Here is a 17,082-nt window from a genome sequence, read left to right on the forward strand (position 1 = left end):
ATGGTCCAGTGCAAACAGTACCTGTGGGAGCCGGCCTTGCCGGCGATGGGCTGCGTAGCAGCCCCTGCTGATCTCAGGCCCCGACGATCCCGCCATCTTCCCGGCTGATCGCCATTACCGACGAACGCGGCTTGCCGTTGGGCAGGTGCTCGGGAAAGGTCGAGCCGCCGGATTCACCTGGATGCTGGATGCCGACGAACAGGGTGCGCTGGTCCGGCGCGAAGGCGATCCCGGTCACCTCACAGGCCACCGGCCCGACCATGAAACGCCGGATCTCGCCACTGACCGGGTCGGCGCAGAGCATCTGGTTATTGCCCATGCCGGCAAAGTCACCGCTATTGCTGTAGTCGCCATCGGTGAGGATCCACAACCGGCCATCCGGGTCGAAGCCCAGCCCGTCCGGGCTGTTGAACATGTTTTGCGGGGTAATGTTGCTTGAGCCGCCCTTGGCATCATCGGGGTGTACCGACGGGTTGCCGGCGACCACGAACAGGTCCCAGTCGAAACTCATGGCGCCGTGGTCATTGTCGGTCTCGCGCCAGCGCAGGATCTGCCCGTAGAGGTTTTTCTCGCGTGGGTTGGGGCCGCCTGCCGGCTGGCCTTCTTCGCCACGTTTGACGTTGTTGGTCAGGGTGCAATAGACCTGGCCGTCCTTGGGGCTGACCACGATCCATTCCGGGCGGTCCATGCGCGTGGCCTTGAGCTGGCTGGCGGCCAGACGTGCATGGATCAACACCTGGGCCTGGCTGGCAAAACCGTTGGCGGCAATCAGGCCGTTCTTGCCGTGGGTCATCTCCAGCCACTGGCCCTTGCCGCGCGGATGCTCGGCATTCTGGTCGCCATCGTCGAAACGCGCGACATACAGGGTGCCGTGATCGAGCAGGCTGCGGTTGGCGCTGGGGTTTTTATGGTCGATGCGGTCGCGGCTGATGAATTTGTAGATGAACTCACCGCGCTCATCATCGCCCATGTAGACCACCGCCCGGCCATCGCGGGTTTCGCCGAGGGCGGCGTTTTCGTGCTTGAAACGGCCCAGGGCCGTGCGCTTGACCGGGGTCGAATCCGGGTCGAACGGATCGATCTCCACTACCCAGCCATGGCGGTTCAGCTCATTGGGGTTCTTCGCCAGGTCGAAACGCGGGTCGTGTGGGTGCCAGCCGATTTCCTTGCTGTCGATCGTCGCCCCGTAACGTTTCTGCCCGGCATCAAAGGCTTGCGCCGGATTGCTGCTGCCAAAGCAGTCGGTGAAGTTCTCTTCGCAGGTCAGGTAGGTGCCCCACGGCGTCTTGCCGTTGGCGCAGTTCTGGAACGTGCCGAGTACCTTGCGACCGCTGTTGTCGGCTGCGGTCTTCATCCAGGCATCGCCCGCCGCCGGGCCGCCGACACGGATCGGCGAGTTGCCGTGGATTCGGCGGTTGTAGGGCGAGCCCTGGACAAACTGCCACTGGCCATTGCTGCGCTTGACCTCGATCACCGAGACGCCTTCGGCAGCCTGGGCCTTGTGCACGTCTTCGGCGGAGGCCGGTTGGCCGCCATGGGCGAACAGATAGCGGTAGTTGGTGTATTCGTTGTTGATGGCCATCAACGCCCGATTGTCATCGCCGGGGAAGGGAAACAGACTCATGCCGTCGTTGTTGTCACCGAACTGCAGTTCCTGGGCTTTGGCTGTGCCCTGGCCGGATGCGTCGAAAGCCGGCGCGTCGGCGTGCAGCGGCTGGCCCCAGCTGATCAGTACCGAGGCTTTGTAACCAGGGGGCAGGCTGATGCTGTCGGCGGTGGCACTGGGGATGCTGGTAAAGCCGAGCAGGCTGCTGTTGGCAGCGCTGACGCTGGCGGCCATTACACTGCGGCTGAGCAGGTTGCCACCCAGAAACAGGGCGGCGCCGCACAGGGCACCTGCTCCGATGAAACGACGGCGACTCAGGCTGACCAGCTGTTCGAGGTCGGTGGACTGGTGTTCTTCTAATAGGTTCATGACAGGCTTCCTGCGGGTTTGGCAGTCACCTTAGTCAGCGCTTATGACGGTTTTGTGTCGGTTTTACAAAGGCGTTCCGATAAGGACGTAGGACGGTTGAAACTGAACGCGCAGGTTGCTTCCTGCAGCCACGGCATGGGCGTTGAGCCAGGCAGGTTCGGCGAAGGTGCACAGGGTTTGCCCGTTGCTCAATGTCAGGCGCACTTCAGTCGGCCCCTGAGGCTCGGCGAGCAGTTCCTCCACCTTGGCCTGCAGGCAGTTGTAGCCCTCCAGTGGGCGGTCGTGAGGGCTGAGCAGGGTCAGCCAGCCCGCCTTGATCAGGGCCACCACGGTTGTGCCCGGGGTCAGTTCCAGACGCTGGGTGCTATCGCGGGTAATCAGCGCATCGATGTTCAGGTCGCCGGCCAGGGCCAGGCTGATGCGGTCGTAATGTCCTTGTGTCTCGATGGCACTGACCCGGCCGTGCAGCTGGTTGCGCGCGCTGGTGCGCAGCATCAGACGGCCCAGCAGGTCGAGATCGCTGGCGTCTTCGGCGGCTTCCAGAATCTGTGCCTGCAGTGCTTGCAGGCGCTGGTACAGGCGCAGCACCCGCTGGCCCTCCTGCGACAGCTTGGCGCCACCGCCGCCGCGGCCACCGATACTGCGCTCTACCAGCGGACTGGCCGCCAGGTTGTTGAGTTCGTCGATGGCATCCCACGCCGCTTTGTAGCTCATGCCGGCGCTCTTCGCGGCACGGGTGATCGAGCCTTGTTCGGCGATGTGTTGCAGCAGGGCGATGCGCTGCGGACGGCGAACGATGTGTTGGGTGAGCAGGGCGGGCAAGGACATGTGCGGGCTACGGGCATCAAGGAAGTATCAGCCTCGAAAGTGCCCGCAGCCCGACGGCAAGTCAAGCGCTGCCGGGCTTGGCGGTACGTGCCAGGCAATAGACGTCGACCCGGCGGGCACCGGCCTTGAGCAGCAGGCTGGCCAGGGCCTGGGCGGTGGCGCCGGTGGTCAGCACATCATCTACCAGCGCCAGGTGCCGACCCTCCAGGCGGTCGGCGTTTTCCACGGCAAACGCCTGGCGTAGATTGCGTTTGCGCTGCCGCGCGTTAAGGCCCTGCTGCGCCGGTGTGTCGACCAGGCGTTTGAGGACCCGTTCGTCGCAGGCGATACCGTTGTGCGCGGCCAGCCAGCGGGCCAGCATGGCAGCCTGGTTGTAACCCCGCTGGCGCAAGCGGCGACGGCTCAGGGGCACCGGCAGGAGCAGCGCCGGGCGCGGCAGGCCGTCGTCGAAACGATGTGTCAGCCAGCGTCCCAGCAGCTGCGCCAGCAGGTAACCCAGCGGCCACTGGCTGTGGTACTTGAACCGACTGATCAGCGCATCCAGCGGAAAACCATAGTGCCAAGGCGCCTCGACCCGGTAGAAAGCCGGTGCACGGCGGCTGCATTGGCCACAGGTCAAACCGTGCATCGGCAACGGCAAGGCGCACACCTGGCAGCCATCTTCCAGCCAGGGCAGCTCGGCTTCGCAGGCGACGCAAAGCGGGTAGGGCTGTTCGGCGGTTTCATTGCACAGCAGGCAGTCATGGTTACTATTTAACCAGTTGTAAACCATGCTTTTGAGTTGTGGTTGACAGTGCATCGAGCTTCCTTAACTATGCGAGCTATCCGTGATGCGCTGGCGGGCAATCCTGTCCCGGCGCCAGTCAAAGCCTAAACAAGGAACCGCCGATGAGCGCCAGCACAACTGCAACAACACGTCACGACTGGACCCTGGCCGAGGTCAAGGCGCTGTTCCAGCAACCGTTCAATGACTTGCTGTTCCAGGCGCAGACCGTGCACCGCGCGCACTTCGACGCCAACCGCGTCCAGGTTTCGACCCTCCTGTCGATCAAGACCGGCGCCTGCCCGGAAGATTGCAAATATTGTCCGCAGTCCGGTCACTACAACACCGGGCTGGAAAAACAGAAGCTGATGGAGGTGCAGAAGGTCCTCGAAGAGGCCGCTCGCGCCAAGGCCATCGGCTCTACCCGCTTCTGCATGGGCGCGGCCTGGAAGCATCCGTCGGCCAAAGACATGCCCTACGTGCTGCAGATGGTCAAAGGGGTCAAGGCCATGGGCCTGGAAACCTGCATGACCCTCGGCAAGCTCGACCAGGAGCAGACCCAGGCGCTGGCCGAAGCCGGGCTCGACTACTACAACCACAACCTCGATACCTCGCCGGAGTTTTACGGCAGCATCATCACCACCCGTACCTACAGCGAGCGCCTGCAGACCCTGTCCTACGTGCGTGATGCCGGGATGAAGATCTGCTCGGGCGGTATCCTCGGCATGGGCGAGTCGCTGGACGACCGCGCTGGGTTGCTGATCCAGCTGGCCAACCTGCCGGAGCACCCGGAGTCGGTGCCGATCAACATGCTGGTGAAAGTTGTCGGTACGCCGTTGGAGAATGCCGAAGAGGTCGATCCGTTCGACTTTATCCGCATGCTCGCCGTGGCGCGGATCCTGATGCCGAAATCCCACGTGCGGCTGTCGGCCGGACGCGAAGCGATGAACGAGCAAATGCAGGCCCTGGCGTTCTTTGCCGGCGCCAACTCGATTTTCTACGGCGAAAAACTGCTGACCACCGCCAACCCGCAGGCCGACAAGGACATGCAGCTGTTCGCGCGCCTCGGCATTCAGCCTGAAGCCCGTGAAGAGCATGCCGACGAAGTTCACCAGGCGGCCATCGAACAGGCGCTGATCGAACAGAAGAGCAGCGAGCTGTTCTACAACGCCGCCTCGGCCTGAGGCGCGCATGGCTTTTGATCTTCGTGCGCGGCTGGAACAACGCCGCGTTGCCGACCTGTACCGCCAGCGCCCGCTGTTGCAGAGCCCGCAAGGCCCTGAAGTGGTGGTCGACGGTCAGCCGTTGCTGGCTTTTTGCAGCAACGACTACCTGGGCCTGGCCAGTCACCCTGAAGTGATCGCCGCCTGGCGCGCCGGTGCCGAGCGCTGGGGTGTCGGCGGTGGCGCTTCGCACCTGGTGATTGGCCACAGTACTCCACACCATGAAGTCGAAGAGGCGCTGGCCGAACTGACCGGCCGACCGCGCGCATTGCTGTTTACCACTGGCTACATGGCTAATCTTGGCGCTTTGACGGCGCTGGTGGGGCAGGGTGATACGGTGCTGCAGGACCGCCTCAATCATGCTTCGCTGCTTGATGCCGGACTGCTCAGCGGCGCGCGCTTCAACCGTTACCTGCACAACGACGCGAGCAGCCTGGCCAGTCGCCTGGACAAGGCGGTGGGCAATACCCTGGTGGTCACTGACGGGGTGTTCAGCATGGATGGCGACATTGCCGACCTGCCGGCCCTGGCCGCCACCGCCAAGGCCCACGATGCCTGGTTGATGGTCGACGATGCCCATGGTTTCGGTACGCTGGGGCGCAATGGCGGCGGGATTGTCGAGCATTTCGGCCTGAGCACCGAGCAGGTGCCGGTGCTGATCGGCACGCTGGGCAAGGCCTGCGGCACGGCCGGCGCCTTTGTCGCCGGTAGCGAGGAACTGATCGAATGCCTGATCCAGTTCGCCCGCCCCTACATCTATACCACCAGCCAGCCACCGGCTTTGGCGTGTGCCACCTTGCGCAGCCTGCAACTGCTGCGCAGCGAGCACTGGCGCCGTGAGCACCTGGCGGCGCTGATCCAGCAGTTCCGTAGTGGTGCCGAGCAGATCGGTCTGCAGTTGATGGACAGCTTCACCCCGATTCAGCCGATCCTGATCGGTGACAGTGCGCGGGCCTTGCGCCTTTCGCAAATGCTGCGCGAACGCGGCTTGCTGGTGACTGCAATCCGTCCACCGACGGTACCGGCTGGCAGCGCGCGCCTGCGGGTAACCTTGAGCGCTGCACACAGCGCGGCTCAGGTGCAGCTATTGTTGGAGGCATTGTCCGACTGTTATCCGCTGCTGGAGCCTGCTGATGCGTAACCGACTGGTTCTTTTGCCGGGCTGGGGCCTGGGGCGTTCGGCGTTGCAGCCGCTGGTGGCGGCGCTGCGCGCCATTGATAGCGGCTTGCAGGTGGAAATCCACGACCTGCCCGACCTGGTATCGAATGACCCGCAAGACTGGCTGGACAAGCTTGACCGGCAATTGCCGCGCAATGCCTGGCTCGGCGGCTGGTCACTGGGCGGCATGCTCGCCGCCGAACTGGCGGCCCGGCGTGGCGATGACTGCTGCGGGCTGATCACCTTGGGCAGCAACCTCAGTTTCGTCAGCCGCCCGGACTGGCCACATGGCATGGCGGTAGACACCTTCCAGACCTTCCTCGAAGGCTGCCGCTATCACACCCAGGTCACGCTCAAACGCTTCATTTCGTTGTGCAGCCAGGGCGCTGAAGAGCCGCGCAGCCTGGCCCGTTTGCTCGGTGCGGCGCTGCCCGAACCTGCTCCCGAGCAACTGGTGGCCGGCCTCGAAGTGCTCGGCCAGCTCGATACCCGGGCAGCGTTGCAGGCCTATGGCGGCCCGCAGCTGCATCTGTTTGCCGGTCGTGACGGGCTGGTGCCGGCCGAAGTCGCCGGGGTGTTGCTCGAAGAACTGCCGGACGTGGAAGTCGGGCTGCTGGAAGACAGTGCTCATGGTTTCGTGATGGAAACACCGCATGAGTTGGCGGCGGCGATAAAGGCCTTTGTACATGAGAGTGGCGATGACTGATCTTTCCCAACCGGGCCTGCCCGGCGCCTTGCCCGACAAACGTCAGGTCGCGGCCTCGTTCTCACGCGCTGCCGCCAGTTACGACAGCGTTGCCGAACTGCAACGGGCGGTGGGTAACGCATTGCTTGAACAGCTGCCCGCCAGCCTTGAGCCGCAACGCTGGCTGGACCTGGGGAGTGGCACCGGCCATTTCAGCCGTGCCTTGCACAAACGCTTCCCGCAGGCTGCAGGCGTTGCTGTGGATATCGCCGAAGGCATGCTCCAGCATGCTCGCGAGCACGGTGGGGCGCACCACCATGTGGCTGGCGATGCCGAGCGTTTGCCACTGCAGGACGCTAGCGTTGAACTGATCTTTACCAGCCTGGCAGTGCAGTGGTGTGGCGACTTTCGCGCCGTACTCGATGAAGCCTGGCGGGTTCTGAAACCGGGCGGTGTACTGGCCTTTGCCAGCCTTTGCGCCGGCACATTGCATGAGCTGCGCGAGAGTTGGCAGGCGGTCGACGGTCTGGTGCATGTCAATCGCTTCCGCCAGCTGCAGGACTACCAGCGCCTGTGTGCCGGGAGTGCGTTGCAGGTGCTGGGGCTGGAGGTTCGCCCGCATGTGCTGCACTACCCCGATGTGCGCAGCCTGACCCACGAACTCAAGGCGCTCGGCGCGCACAACCTCAACCCGGGCCGACCTGCCGGGCTGACCGGAAGGGCACGGATGCAGGGGCTGTTGCAGGCCTATGAGCAATTTCGACAAGCGCGAGGACTGCCAGCTACCTATCAAGTAGTCTACGGTGTACTGCAAAAGCCGCTGACAGAAGGGAAGTGAGATGAGCCCAGCCTATTTCATCGCCGGAACTGACACCGATGTCGGCAAGACCACCGTGGCTGCCGGGCTGTTGCATGCGGCGCAGCTGGCGGGCCTGAGCACGCTGGGTGCGAAACCGGTAGCCTCCGGCTGCAGCGCCAGTGCCAAAGGCTTGCGCAACGACGATGCCCTGGCGCTGATTGCCCAGAGTTCGCTCAAGCTGCCTTACGAGCAGGTCAATCCCTTCGCTTTCGAGCCCGCCATTGCCCCGCATCTGGCCGCCCGCGAAACCGGTGTGGTGCTGAGCGTGCAGGCGTTGCTGGAACCCATGCGCGCAGTGCTGGCCCAGGGCGCTGATTTCACCCTGATCGAAGGTGCCGGCGGCTGGCGGGTGCCGCTGTCCGATCAAGCCAACCTGTCGGACCTGGCCATCGCCTTGAAGCTGCCGGTGATACTGGTGGTGGGCGTGCGCCTGGGCTGTATCAACCATGCCTTGCTCAGTGCCGAAGCCATTGCCCGCGACGGCCTGCAACTGGCCGGCTGGGTGGCGAACATTGTCGACCCGCGCACCTCGCGTCTGGAAGAGAACCTGGCGAGTCTGGCCGAACGTTTGCCAGCGCCGTGCCTGGGGCGAGTGCCCAAGCTCAAGCAGGTAAGCGCTGAAGCGGTGGCTGATCACTTGCAACTGGACCTGCTGGACTAGCCTGCGTCTATCGTATGGCAACATGCCATTAGCGATTTCAACGGGCCTTTTGTCGGCAGGTCTGCTTCAATAGAGGCCGTTCGCCTTCAGCGTCATGGAGTTTCGACATGGAAATCTCAGGCAACTCACCATTCTACGCCGGGCTCGGTGCGATCCAGGCCGGGCAGCACCGCGTCGATCAGGCCGCGAGCCAGATCGCCAACACCACCGTCGAGCGCGCCGCCACCAGCCAGTCCAGTGACTATCAGGCCGAGCGCCTGCGTGCGGTCGATCGCAGCCAGCAGATGGACCTGGCCACCAGCAGTGTGGAAATGGCCCTCGGCAAGCATCAGGTCGAACTGGGTGTCAAAGTGGCCAAAGCATCGGACGAAATGCTCGGCACCTTGATCGACACCTACGCCTGACCCTCCCGCCGCGCTCGCTGCGGGTCTTCAACTATTCTTTGAGTATCAGCGCCTTGGCCTTGCCGGCAGGCGCTCGGCTGCGCGTTCCTGCGGCTTTTTGCCGGATGAACTGCGCAGTGTTTCATGACCGAACTGCCCTCTGGTTGATGCTTGACAAGTTTTCGGCGTAAACGTATGTTTCAAACAACTGTTTGACCGAATGCCAACAACAACGGATCGGTCGTGGTCTCTCTCTCCAGGATTCATCAGCAGAGGTTCATCGCAATGCCTGAATACAAAGCCCCCTTGCGTGATATTCGCTTCGTTCGTGACGAGCTGCTCGGCTATGAAGCGCATTATCAGAGCCTGCCGGCTTGCCAGGACGCCACTCCAGACATGGTGAATGCCATCCTCGAGGAAGGCGCCAAGTTTTGTGAACAGGTGCTGGCCCCGCTGAACCGCGTCGGTGACCTGGAAGGCTGCACCTGGAGCGAGTCGGGCGTGAAGACTCCGACCGGTTTCAAGGAAGCCTACAACCAGTTCGTCGAAGGCGGCTGGCCGAGCCTGGCGCATGACGTCGAGCACGGCGGTCAGGGTCTGCCTGAGTCGCTGGGCCTGGCGATCAGCGAAATGGTCGGTGAGTCGAACTGGTCGTGGGGCATGTACCCTGGCCTGTCGCATGGCGCGATGAACACCATCTCCGAGCACGGTACCGCCGAACAGCAAGAGACCTACCTGACCAAGCTGGTATCCGGCGAGTGGACCGGCACCATGTGCCTGACCGAACCGCACTGCGGTACCGACCTGGGCATGCTGCGCACCAAGGCCGAACCTCAGGCCGATGGTTCCTACAAAGTCACCGGCACCAAGATCTTCATCTCGGCCGGTGAACACGACATGGCCGGCAACATCGTCCACATCGTGCTGGCGCGCCTGCCCGATGCACCGGCGGGTACCAAAGGTATCTCGCTGTTCATCGTGCCGAAATTCCTGCCGACCGCCGAAGGCACTGTCGGTGAGCGTAACGCCGTCTCTTGTGGCTCCATCGAACACAAGATGGGCATCCACGGCAACGCCACCTGCGTGATGAACTTCGACGCTGCAACCGGCTACCTGATCGGCCCGGCCAACAAAGGCCTGAACTGCATGTTCACCTTCATGAACACTGCTCGTCTGGGTACCGCGCTGCAAGGCCTGGCCCACGCCGAAGTGGCGTTCCAGGGTGGCCTGAAATACGCTCGCGACCGCCTGCAAATGCGTTCGCTGACTGGCCCGAAAGCGCCGGACAAAGCCGCTGACCCGATCATCGTGCACCCTGATGTACGGCGCATGCTGCTGACCATGAAAGCCTTCGCCGAAGGTAACCGTGCGATGGTGTACTTCACTGCCAAGCAGGTCGACATCGTCAAGTACAGCCAGGACGAAGAAGAGAAGAAGAAGGCCGACGCCCTGCTGGCTTTCATGACCCCGATTGCCAAGGCCTTCATGACCGAAGTCGGCTTCGAAGCGGCCAACCACGGCGTACAGATCTATGGCGGCCACGGCTTCATCGCCGAGTGGGGCATGGAGCAGAACGTTCGCGACAGCCGTATCTCGATGCTGTACGAAGGCACCACCGGCATCCAGGCGCTGGACCTGCTCGGCCGTAAAGTACTGATGACCCAGGGCGAAGCACTCAAAGGCTTCACCAAGATCGTGCACAAGTTCTGCCAGGGCAACGAAGGCAACGAAGCGATCAGCGAGTTCGTCGCACCGTTGGCCCAGCTGAACAAAGAGTGGGGCGAGCTGACCATGAAGGTCGGCATGGCGGCGATGAAAGACCGGGAAGAAGTCGGTGCCGCTTCGGTGGACTACCTGATGTACTCCGGTTACGCCTGCCTGGCTTACTTCTGGGCCGACATGGCGCGCCTGGCTGCAGAGAAACTGGCTGCCGGCACCAGCGAAGAAGCCTTCTACACCGCCAAGCTGCAGACCGCGCGCTTCTACTTCCAGCGCATCCTGCCGCGTACCCGCACACACGTTGCCACCATGCTGTCGGGCGCCAACAACCTGATGGACATGAACGAAGAGCACTTCGGTCTCTCGTACTGATTAAAAGGCTGTAAGCAAAAACGCCTGCCCTTACCGGCTGGCGTTTTTTTTTTGCTGGAGCTGCCCAGTTGTGGGAGCCAGCCTTGCTGGCGATGGAATCGGCGCGATGTCAGCTGGCGCGCGGTGAATGCATCGCTGGCAATGCCAGCTTCCACACTCAATACCCTGCAGTTCTCCCCACGGGAGAGGACTCCGACCAAATGCACTCATCTATTCATGTGCGCTGCCGACAACTTAAAGGCACAATGCCATTATTGATCTGCCGGGTCGGAGATTACCCTTGTTTTTTCGTTTATCCGCTGTACGTCCGAGCCACTTCCTGCCGTCAGTCTGTTTGCTGGTGTCAGGGCTCGCCGCTGCTTATGTGAGAGACCTCAACGTCTTCTTCACCTCTCTGTTCAATGTTCTGCCTACCTTGGTGCTGTTGCTGGGCGGCGCCTACTGCGCCGTGTATCGCCGTCAGCGCGAGCTGTTCCTGATGCTCACGGTGTACATCGCCTATTTTCTGCTCGATACCCAGACCGATTTCTACCGCGACAATGGCCGGGTCCGCGAGGATGCGGCGGTGGTCTTCCATCTGGTCTGCCTGTTGTTGCCACTGATGTTTGCTCTGTACGCCGCCTGGCAGGAGCGCACGCATCTGTTCCAGGACATGGTCGCGCGGTTTGCGGTATTGCTGGCGGTCGGCAGTGTCGCCCTGGGGCTGGAGCAAAGCTTCCCGCATGCAGTGCTGAGCTGGTTGGCAGAAATTCGCTGGCCGTCGCTGCACGGGCAGTGGATGAGCCTTATCCAGCTGGCTTATCCGGTGTTCATCATCGCCTTCGTCCTGCTCGTGGTGCAGTACCTGCGTGAGCCCAGGCCTTTGCATGCCGCGCAGGTCATCGGCTTGATCGGGATATTCTGGATGCTGCCCAAGACCTTCATCCTGCCCTTCACCCTGAACATCATGTGCAGCCAGGTGATGCTGATGATCGCTGCGGCGGTTTCTCATGAGGCCTACCAGATGGCGTTTCGTGATGAACTCACCGGCCTGCCCGGTCGCCGCGCCCTCAACGAGCGCATGCAGCGCCTGGGGCGCAACTATGTGCTGGCAATGACCGATGTCGATCACTTCAAGAAATTCAACGACACCCATGGCCACGATGTCGGTGACCAGGTGCTGCGCCTGGTGGCCAGCAAGCTGTCCAAGGTGACCGGTGGCGGCCGCGCCTATCGCTACGGGGGTGAAGAGTTCGCCCTGGTGTTCGCCGGGAAAAGCATCGAGGAGTGCATGCCGCACCTGGAAGCGGTGCGCGAGGTGATCGCCAACTACAACATCCAGTTGCGCAACCAGGACAACCGTCCCCAGGACGATCAGCAGGGGCGCCAGCGCCGCGGGGCGTCGGCAGCGTCCAGTGTTTCTGTGACCATCAGTATCGGCGTCAGCGAACGCCTGATCGATCACCGTTCTCCCGACGAAGTGCTCAAGTCGGCCGACCAGGCGCTCTACAGCGCCAAGGGCGCGGGGCGTAACTGCGTCATGGCCTACGGTCATCAGGCCAAGCGGGGGGCGGTGCGTACGGCGTGACTTGGGTTGACTATATGGTCACCAGATGACCCTATGTCTCGCAAAAGTTGTTCGGTTACACTGCTTGCATAACAGTGAAGCGGTCCTGCGGGACCGTCCCCGACTCAAGTGTGAGAGGTTGCCATGGCTGACTATAAAGCGCCCCTGCGCGATATGCGCTTCGTCCTCAATGAAGTCTTCGAAGTGGCCAAGCTCTGGGCCCAATTGCCGGGCCTGGCCGAAGCTGTCGATGAAGAGACCGCGCTGGCGGTGCTGGAGGAGGCCGGCAAGGTCACGGGCAAGAGCATCGCGCCGCTGAGCCGTAGCGGTGACGAAGAAGGCTGCCATTGGGACAACGGTGCGGTGCGCACCCCGGCCGGTTTCATCGAGGCCTACAAGACCTACGCCGAAGGTGGCTGGGTCGGCGTCGGTGGTGATCCTGCCTACGGCGGCATGGGCATGCCCAAGGTGATCTCGGCGCAGGTCGAGGAAATGGTCAACTCGTCGAGCCTGGCCTTCGGTCTGTATCCGATGCTGACCGCGGGTGCCTGTCTGTCGATCAACGCCCACGCCAGCGACGCGCTCAAGGAACAGTACCTGCCGAACATGTACGCCGGTGTCTGGGCAGGCTCGATGTGCCTGACCGAGCCGCACGCCGGGACCGACCTGGGCATCATCCGCACCAAGGCCGAACCTCAGGCCGATGGCAGCTACAAAGTCAGCGGCACCAAGATCTTCATCACCGGTGGTGAGCACGACCTGACCGAGAACATCATTCATCTGGTGCTGGCCAAGCTGCCGGATGCACCCGCCGGACCGAAGGGCATTTCCCTGTTCCTGGTGCCCAAGTTCATGGTCAACGCCGATGGCAGCCTGGGTGCGCGCAACCCGGCCAACTGTGGTTCGATCGAGCACAAGATGGGTATCCAGGCCTCGGCCACCTGCGTGATGAACTTCGATGAAGCCGTGGGTTACCTGGTCGGCGAGCCGAACAAGGGCCTGGCAGCGATGTTCACCATGATGAACTACGAGCGTCTGGGCGTGGGTATCCAGGGCCTGGCGACGGCGGAGCGTTCCTACCAGAATGCCATTGAATACGCCCGTGACCGTCTGCAGAGCCGTGCCCCTACCGGCCCGCAAGCCAAGGACAAGGTCGCTGACCCGATCATCGTGCACCCCGACGTACGGCGCATGCTGCTGACCATGAAGGCGTTGAACGAGGGCGGTCGTGCCTTCTCTACCTACGTCGCCATGCAGCTGGACACCGCCAAGTTCAGCGAAGACGCCACCACCCGTAAACGCGCCGAAGACCTCGTTGCCCTGCTGACCCCGGTCTCCAAGGCGTTCCTCACCGACCTCGGCCTGGAATCCGCAGTGCATGGCCAGCAAGTGTTTGGCGGCCACGGCTATATTCGCGAGTGGGGTCAGGAACAACTGGTGCGTGATGTGCGCATCACCCAGATCTACGAAGGCACCAACGGCATTCAGGCGCTGGACCTGATGGGCCGCAAGGTCGTGGGTAGCGGCGGTGCGCTGTACAAGCTGTTCGCCGACGAGATCCGCCATTTCACCGCCACTGCCGGCAGTGAGCTGGGTGAGTTCGTCAAACCGTTGAACGCCGCCCTGGACAACCTCGATGATCTGACCGCCTGGGTCCTGGACCGGGCCAAGAACAACCCGAACGAAATCGGCGCGGCGTCGGTGGAGTACCTGCAGGTATTCGGTTACACCGCGTATGCCTACATGTGGGCGTTGATGGCGCGTACCGCGCTGGCCAAGCAGGCTGAAGACGATTTCTACGCCAGCAAACTCGGCACCGCTCGCTTCTACTTCGCCCGTTTGCTGCCGCGTATCCACTCGCTCAGCGCTTCGGTGAAGGCCGGTAGCGAGTCGTTGTACCTGCTGGAGGCAGCACAGTTTTGAGATTAGCGCGTCGTGTAAGCAATCTCCTACACGACGTGGTGACTTTTCGCCTCTATCGGAAGATTGGATCCACAGTTAACCTTCTCACATGGACGTAGCGCAGGAAGCGCAAAGTACAGAACACGGACACGTAGGATTCCTGCCAGGGTGGCGGGGCGAAATGGATGTCAGGGAAACAGTCTGCAAAGCCCCGCCTCGGCGGGGTTTTCTTTTGCCCGAAGAAAAGTATCAGCCCAGCACATCCAGCGGCGACACCCCGATCTGCCTTGGATCGGCTTCCTCTTCCAGCAGTGTGCGCAGCAGCTCTACCGATGCTTGCTGGCGCTGCGCATCGCGGAACACCAGGCCGATCTTCAGCGGCACCCGTGGTTCGCTCAAAGGCTTCCACAGCAGTTCCTGATCGTCTTCGACCACTTCCTTGGCCCGCCCCGGCAGTACGGTAGCCAGCGAGGTGTGACCGAGGCTGTCGAGAATCCCGCCCATGTTGTTCATTTCTGCCTGCACCTGTGGCCGCCGCCCGAGGTTGGCCAGCTGCGTTTGCCAGATCTGCCGCACCTGGAACTCTTCACCGAGCAGCAGCATGGGCAGCTCCGCAGCCTGTTTGAGTGAGACTTTCTTGAATTCCCGCAACGGGTGAGTGTTGGGGATTACAAGCTGCAGTTCATCTTCGTACAGCAGCAGGCCATGCAGGCCTGGCTGGCGCGGCGGCAGGTAGCTGATGCCGATGTCCAGGCTGCCATTGAGCAGGCGGCGTTCGATCTCCAGCCCCGACAGCTCGTAGATCTGTACCACCAGGTGCGGCTGGGCCTTGCGCACCCGGTCGAGCAGTTGCGGGACCAGGCTTGGGCGTACGGTTTGCAGGACACCGATGGCCAGTGTGCGCAGCGACTGACCCTTGAAGTTGCGCAGGGCCTCGCGGGCGCGTTGCAGGCCGTCGAGCAAGGGTAGGGCGTGGTTGTACAAGGTGTGTGCGGCGAGGGTCGGTAACAGGCGCTTGTTGCCGCGCTCGAACAGGCTGACATCCAGGCTGTGTTCGAGCTGGCGGATCTGTTGCGACAGCGCCGGTTGCGACAACGACAGGCGCTCGGCGGCCCGGCCCACATGGCCTTCTTCATAGACCGCGACGAAATAACGCAGTTGGCGAAAATCCATAAGCAATACTTATCAAAAATGCTCGAAAAACCAAATGGCTGTTAGCCGGTAATCCGCCTAGTCTATCCCGTATTCACAAGGCTTGCAGGGCCACAAGGCGCGATGAACACTGTGTATCTTGATGTTGTTTACATAGGAATGGCAAAAGGGTTGAAAACATGAACCTGTTCAGTTTTCGCCGCCCGACGCCGGTGGTGGCCGAGCGCAAGCCTGTGCCAGTCGCCAGCGCGAGCGCTGAAGCGCTGCCGCGCGACTGCCTGATGCCCGCCACCGAGCGTGCGCCGCAGGTGTTCGTTCGCGGCCAGGGCTCGTGGCTGTGGGACAGCGAAGGTCATGCCTATCTCGACTTCACTCAGGGCTGCGCGGTCAACAGCCTCGGGCATAGCCCCAGCGTGCTGGTCAAGGCGCTGGGCAGCCAGGCCCAGGCGTTGATCAATCCGGGTGCCGGCTTCCACAACCGTGGTTTGCTGAAGCTGGTGCACCTTCTCTGTCAGAGTACCGGCAGCGACCAGGCCTACCTGCTCAACAGCGGAGCCGAGGCCTGCGAAGGGGCGATCAAGCTGGCGCGCAAATGGGGCCAGCTGCATCGCAACGGCGCCTATCACATCATCACCGCCAGCCAGAGTTGCCATGGTCGTAGCCTGGGGGCGTTGTCGGCGTCCGATCCGTCGCCTTGCAATCGTTGCGAGCCAGGTCTGCCAGGCTTCAGCAAGGTGCCGTTCAACGACCTGGAGGCGCTGCACGCCGCTGTCGACTCGCGCACCGTGGCGATCATGCTCGAACCGATCCAGGGCGAAGCCGGAGTGATTCCGGCGACGGCCGCCTACCTCAAGGGCGTCGAGCGTCTGTGCCGCGAGCTGGGCATCCTGTTGATTCTTGATGAGGTGCAGACGGGCGTCGGCCGCTGCGGCGCCTTGCTTGCCGAGCAGACTTACGACGTACGCGCCGACATCATCACCCTGGGCAAGGGCCTGGGCGGCGGAGTGCCGCTTGCCGCGTTGCTGGCCCGTGGCAGTGCTTGCTGCGCCGAAGCCGGTGAGCTTGAAGGCAGCCACCACGGCAATGCGCTGATGAGCGCCGCGGGTCTGGCAGTACTGGAAACCGTGCTGGAGCCGGGCTTCTTTGAGCACGTTCAAGAGTCTGGAAGGCATCTGCGGGATGGACTGAGTCGCCTGGCGGGTCGTTACGGCCAGCGCGAAGTCCGTGGTCAGGGCCTGCTTTGGGCACTGCAACTGAGCGAAGACAATGCCGCCGAGCTGGTCAAGGCCGCCCTCCATGAAGGTCTGTTGCTCAATGCGCCACAGCCGGATGTGCTGCGCCTGTCGCCAGCCTTGACGGTGAGCAAGGGCAACATCGACGAAATGCTCCTGCGCCTGGCCCGGGCTTTTGCCCGGGTGCATTCGGCGCAGCAGCACCAGCGGCGTGAAGCCACGGCCTGATGGCCCACGAATTTACGAATTAACCGAACCGTCTCGCGTTCCTGCGCATCGCCCCGGGCCTGTAGTTTTTGGCTTGGGGCGTTTTTTTATCTGGCTTTTGCAGGTTGAACCCCAGGGCAACGCAACAGTCTGTTTTAGAACATCACTGAAGGGAGCTGCCCCATGGACTTCATCCGCATCATCATCGCCATACTCCTGCCGCCGCTTGGCGTGTTCCTGCAGGTCGGCTTCGGCGGCGCCTTCTGGCTCAATATTTTGCTGACGTTGCTGGGGTACATTCCGGGCATCGTGCATGCGGTGTATATCATCGCCAAGCGTTGAGTGTTCATTGCCAACACAGGCTACCGTAGGAGCGGATTTATCCGCGAAGGCCTGCGCAGCAGGCCCGTTTGAGG

The 17,082-nt window shown here is 62.5% G+C and carries 15 protein-coding genes; 11 read left to right on the forward strand and 4 right to left on the reverse strand.

Annotated features, from left to right (window positions below; translation table 11 throughout):
• Positions 1-73: 73 nt before the first annotated feature.
• From NPS47_RS23700 to NPS47_RS23710, 3 genes are all read right to left on the reverse strand, one after another.
• Positions 74-1,975 (reverse strand): PhoX family protein, encoded by a 1,902-nt coding sequence (locus NPS47_RS23700; RefSeq protein ID WP_274297176.1) that lies wholly within the window; start codon positions 1,973-1,975, stop codon positions 74-76.
• A 63-nt stretch (positions 1,976-2,038) separates the two neighbouring features.
• On the reverse strand, positions 2,039-2,803 hold the full coding sequence (locus tag NPS47_RS23705; RefSeq protein WP_274297177.1) for a TOBE domain-containing protein: 765 nt from the start codon (positions 2,801-2,803) through the stop codon (positions 2,039-2,041).
• Positions 2,804-2,864: 61 nt separating this feature from the next.
• The gene (locus tag NPS47_RS23710) at positions 2,865-3,602 is read right to left on the reverse strand and encodes a ComF family protein (RefSeq protein WP_274297178.1); all 738 of its coding nucleotides are present in this window, start codon (positions 3,600-3,602) and stop codon (positions 2,865-2,867) included.
• Between the two features lie 89 nt (positions 3,603-3,691).
• On the opposite strand from NPS47_RS23710, the gene bioB reads away from it, so the two are divergent.
• The 9 genes from bioB (at position 3,692) to NPS47_RS23755 (ending at position 14,096) form a co-directional block, all read left to right on the forward strand.
• Positions 3,692-4,750 (forward strand): biotin synthase BioB, encoded by a 1,059-nt coding sequence (bioB, locus tag NPS47_RS23715; RefSeq protein ID WP_274297179.1) that lies wholly within the window; start codon positions 3,692-3,694, stop codon positions 4,748-4,750.
• Between the two features lie 7 nt (positions 4,751-4,757).
• Positions 4,758-5,930, forward strand: a complete 1,173-nt coding sequence (gene bioF, locus NPS47_RS23720) for an 8-amino-7-oxononanoate synthase (RefSeq protein ID WP_274297180.1) — start codon at positions 4,758-4,760, stop codon at positions 5,928-5,930.
• The gene (locus NPS47_RS23725) at positions 5,923-6,654 is read left to right on the forward strand and encodes an alpha/beta fold hydrolase (RefSeq protein ID WP_274297181.1); all 732 of its coding nucleotides are present in this window, start codon (positions 5,923-5,925) and stop codon (positions 6,652-6,654) included. The genes bioF and NPS47_RS23725 overlap by 8 nt, the downstream gene beginning before the upstream one ends.
• Positions 6,647-7,471 carry a malonyl-ACP O-methyltransferase BioC gene (bioC, locus tag NPS47_RS23730; RefSeq protein ID WP_274297182.1) on the forward strand — a complete coding sequence of 275 codons (825 nt, stop codon included), beginning with the start codon at positions 6,647-6,649 and terminating at the stop codon, positions 7,469-7,471. Before NPS47_RS23725 ends, bioC begins: the two co-directional genes overlap by 8 nt.
• Before the next feature lies 1 nt (position 7,472).
• Positions 7,473-8,153, forward strand: coding sequence for a dethiobiotin synthase (bioD, locus tag NPS47_RS23735; protein WP_274297183.1), 681 nt, complete (start codon positions 7,473-7,475; stop codon positions 8,151-8,153).
• A gap of 107 nt (positions 8,154-8,260) precedes the next feature.
• Entirely contained in the window at positions 8,261-8,557 is a 297-nt protein-coding gene (locus NPS47_RS23740; RefSeq protein WP_274297184.1) for a pyrroloquinoline quinone biosynthesis protein PqqE, read from the forward strand.
• 264 nt (positions 8,558-8,821) lie between these two features.
• The gene (locus NPS47_RS23745) at positions 8,822-10,627 is read left to right on the forward strand and encodes an acyl-CoA dehydrogenase C-terminal domain-containing protein (protein WP_197876856.1); all 1,806 of its coding nucleotides are present in this window, start codon (positions 8,822-8,824) and stop codon (positions 10,625-10,627) included.
• Between the two features lie 280 nt (positions 10,628-10,907).
• A complete protein-coding gene (locus NPS47_RS23750) occupies positions 10,908-12,194 on the forward strand; it encodes a GGDEF domain-containing protein (protein ID WP_274297185.1) in 1,287 nt (428 codons plus the stop codon).
• Positions 12,195-12,317: 123 nt separating this feature from the next.
• Positions 12,318-14,096: an acyl-CoA dehydrogenase C-terminal domain-containing protein gene (locus NPS47_RS23755; protein ID WP_274297186.1), complete on the forward strand. Its 1,779-nt coding sequence runs from the start codon at positions 12,318-12,320 to the stop codon at positions 14,094-14,096.
• Between the two features lie 228 nt (positions 14,097-14,324).
• Here the strand turns inward: NPS47_RS23755 and NPS47_RS23760 are convergent, their stop codons facing one another.
• On the reverse strand, positions 14,325-15,248 hold the full coding sequence (locus tag NPS47_RS23760; protein ID WP_038605972.1) for a LysR family transcriptional regulator: 924 nt from the start codon (positions 15,246-15,248) through the stop codon (positions 14,325-14,327).
• A 158-nt stretch (positions 15,249-15,406) separates the two neighbouring features.
• On the opposite strand from NPS47_RS23760, the gene NPS47_RS23765 reads away from it, so the two are divergent.
• Together NPS47_RS23765 and NPS47_RS23770 are read left to right on the forward strand one after the other, a co-directional pair.
• A complete protein-coding gene (locus NPS47_RS23765; protein ID WP_274297187.1) occupies positions 15,407-16,687 on the forward strand; it encodes an aspartate aminotransferase family protein in 1,281 nt (426 codons plus the stop codon).
• Positions 16,688-16,849: 162 nt separating this feature from the next.
• Complete coding sequence (locus NPS47_RS23770; protein WP_003177654.1) at positions 16,850-17,008, forward strand: YqaE/Pmp3 family membrane protein; 159 nt, start codon at positions 16,850-16,852, stop codon at positions 17,006-17,008.
• Positions 17,009-17,082: the final 74 nt, after the last annotated feature.

The organism is Pseudomonas putida (assembly GCF_028682475.1).
Lineage (GTDB): Bacteria > Pseudomonadota > Gammaproteobacteria > Pseudomonadales > Pseudomonadaceae > Aquipseudomonas > Aquipseudomonas putida_AG.

What these genes read in the sequence shown, in the direction of transcription:
- NPS47_RS23700 (WP_274297176.1), bottom strand. Translation starts at nt 1,975, where the DNA reads ATGAACCTATTAGAAGAACACCAGTCCACCGACCTCGAACAGCTGGTC.
- NPS47_RS23705 (WP_274297177.1), bottom strand. Translation starts at nt 2,803, where the DNA reads ATGTCCTTGCCCGCCCTGCTCACCCAACACATCGTTCGCCGTCCGCAG.
- NPS47_RS23710 (WP_274297178.1), bottom strand. Translation starts at nt 3,602, where the DNA reads ATGCACTGTCAACCACAACTCAAAAGCATGGTTTACAACTGGTTAAAT.
- bioB (WP_274297179.1), top strand. Translation starts at nt 3,692, where the DNA reads ATGAGCGCCAGCACAACTGCAACAACACGTCACGACTGGACCCTGGCC.
- bioF (WP_274297180.1), top strand. Translation starts at nt 4,758, where the DNA reads ATGGCTTTTGATCTTCGTGCGCGGCTGGAACAACGCCGCGTTGCCGAC.
- NPS47_RS23725 (WP_274297181.1), top strand. Translation starts at nt 5,923, where the DNA reads ATGCGTAACCGACTGGTTCTTTTGCCGGGCTGGGGCCTGGGGCGTTCG.
- bioC (WP_274297182.1), top strand. Translation starts at nt 6,647, where the DNA reads ATGACTGATCTTTCCCAACCGGGCCTGCCCGGCGCCTTGCCCGACAAA.
- bioD (WP_274297183.1), top strand. Translation starts at nt 7,473, where the DNA reads ATGAGCCCAGCCTATTTCATCGCCGGAACTGACACCGATGTCGGCAAG.
- NPS47_RS23740 (WP_274297184.1), top strand. Translation starts at nt 8,261, where the DNA reads ATGGAAATCTCAGGCAACTCACCATTCTACGCCGGGCTCGGTGCGATC.
- NPS47_RS23745 (WP_197876856.1), top strand. Translation starts at nt 8,822, where the DNA reads ATGCCTGAATACAAAGCCCCCTTGCGTGATATTCGCTTCGTTCGTGAC.
- NPS47_RS23755 (WP_274297186.1), top strand. Translation starts at nt 12,318, where the DNA reads ATGGCTGACTATAAAGCGCCCCTGCGCGATATGCGCTTCGTCCTCAAT.
- NPS47_RS23760 (WP_038605972.1), bottom strand. Translation starts at nt 15,248, where the DNA reads ATGGATTTTCGCCAACTGCGTTATTTCGTCGCGGTCTATGAAGAAGGC.
- NPS47_RS23765 (WP_274297187.1), top strand. Translation starts at nt 15,407, where the DNA reads ATGAACCTGTTCAGTTTTCGCCGCCCGACGCCGGTGGTGGCCGAGCGC.
- NPS47_RS23770 (WP_003177654.1), top strand. Translation starts at nt 16,850, where the DNA reads ATGGACTTCATCCGCATCATCATCGCCATACTCCTGCCGCCGCTTGGC.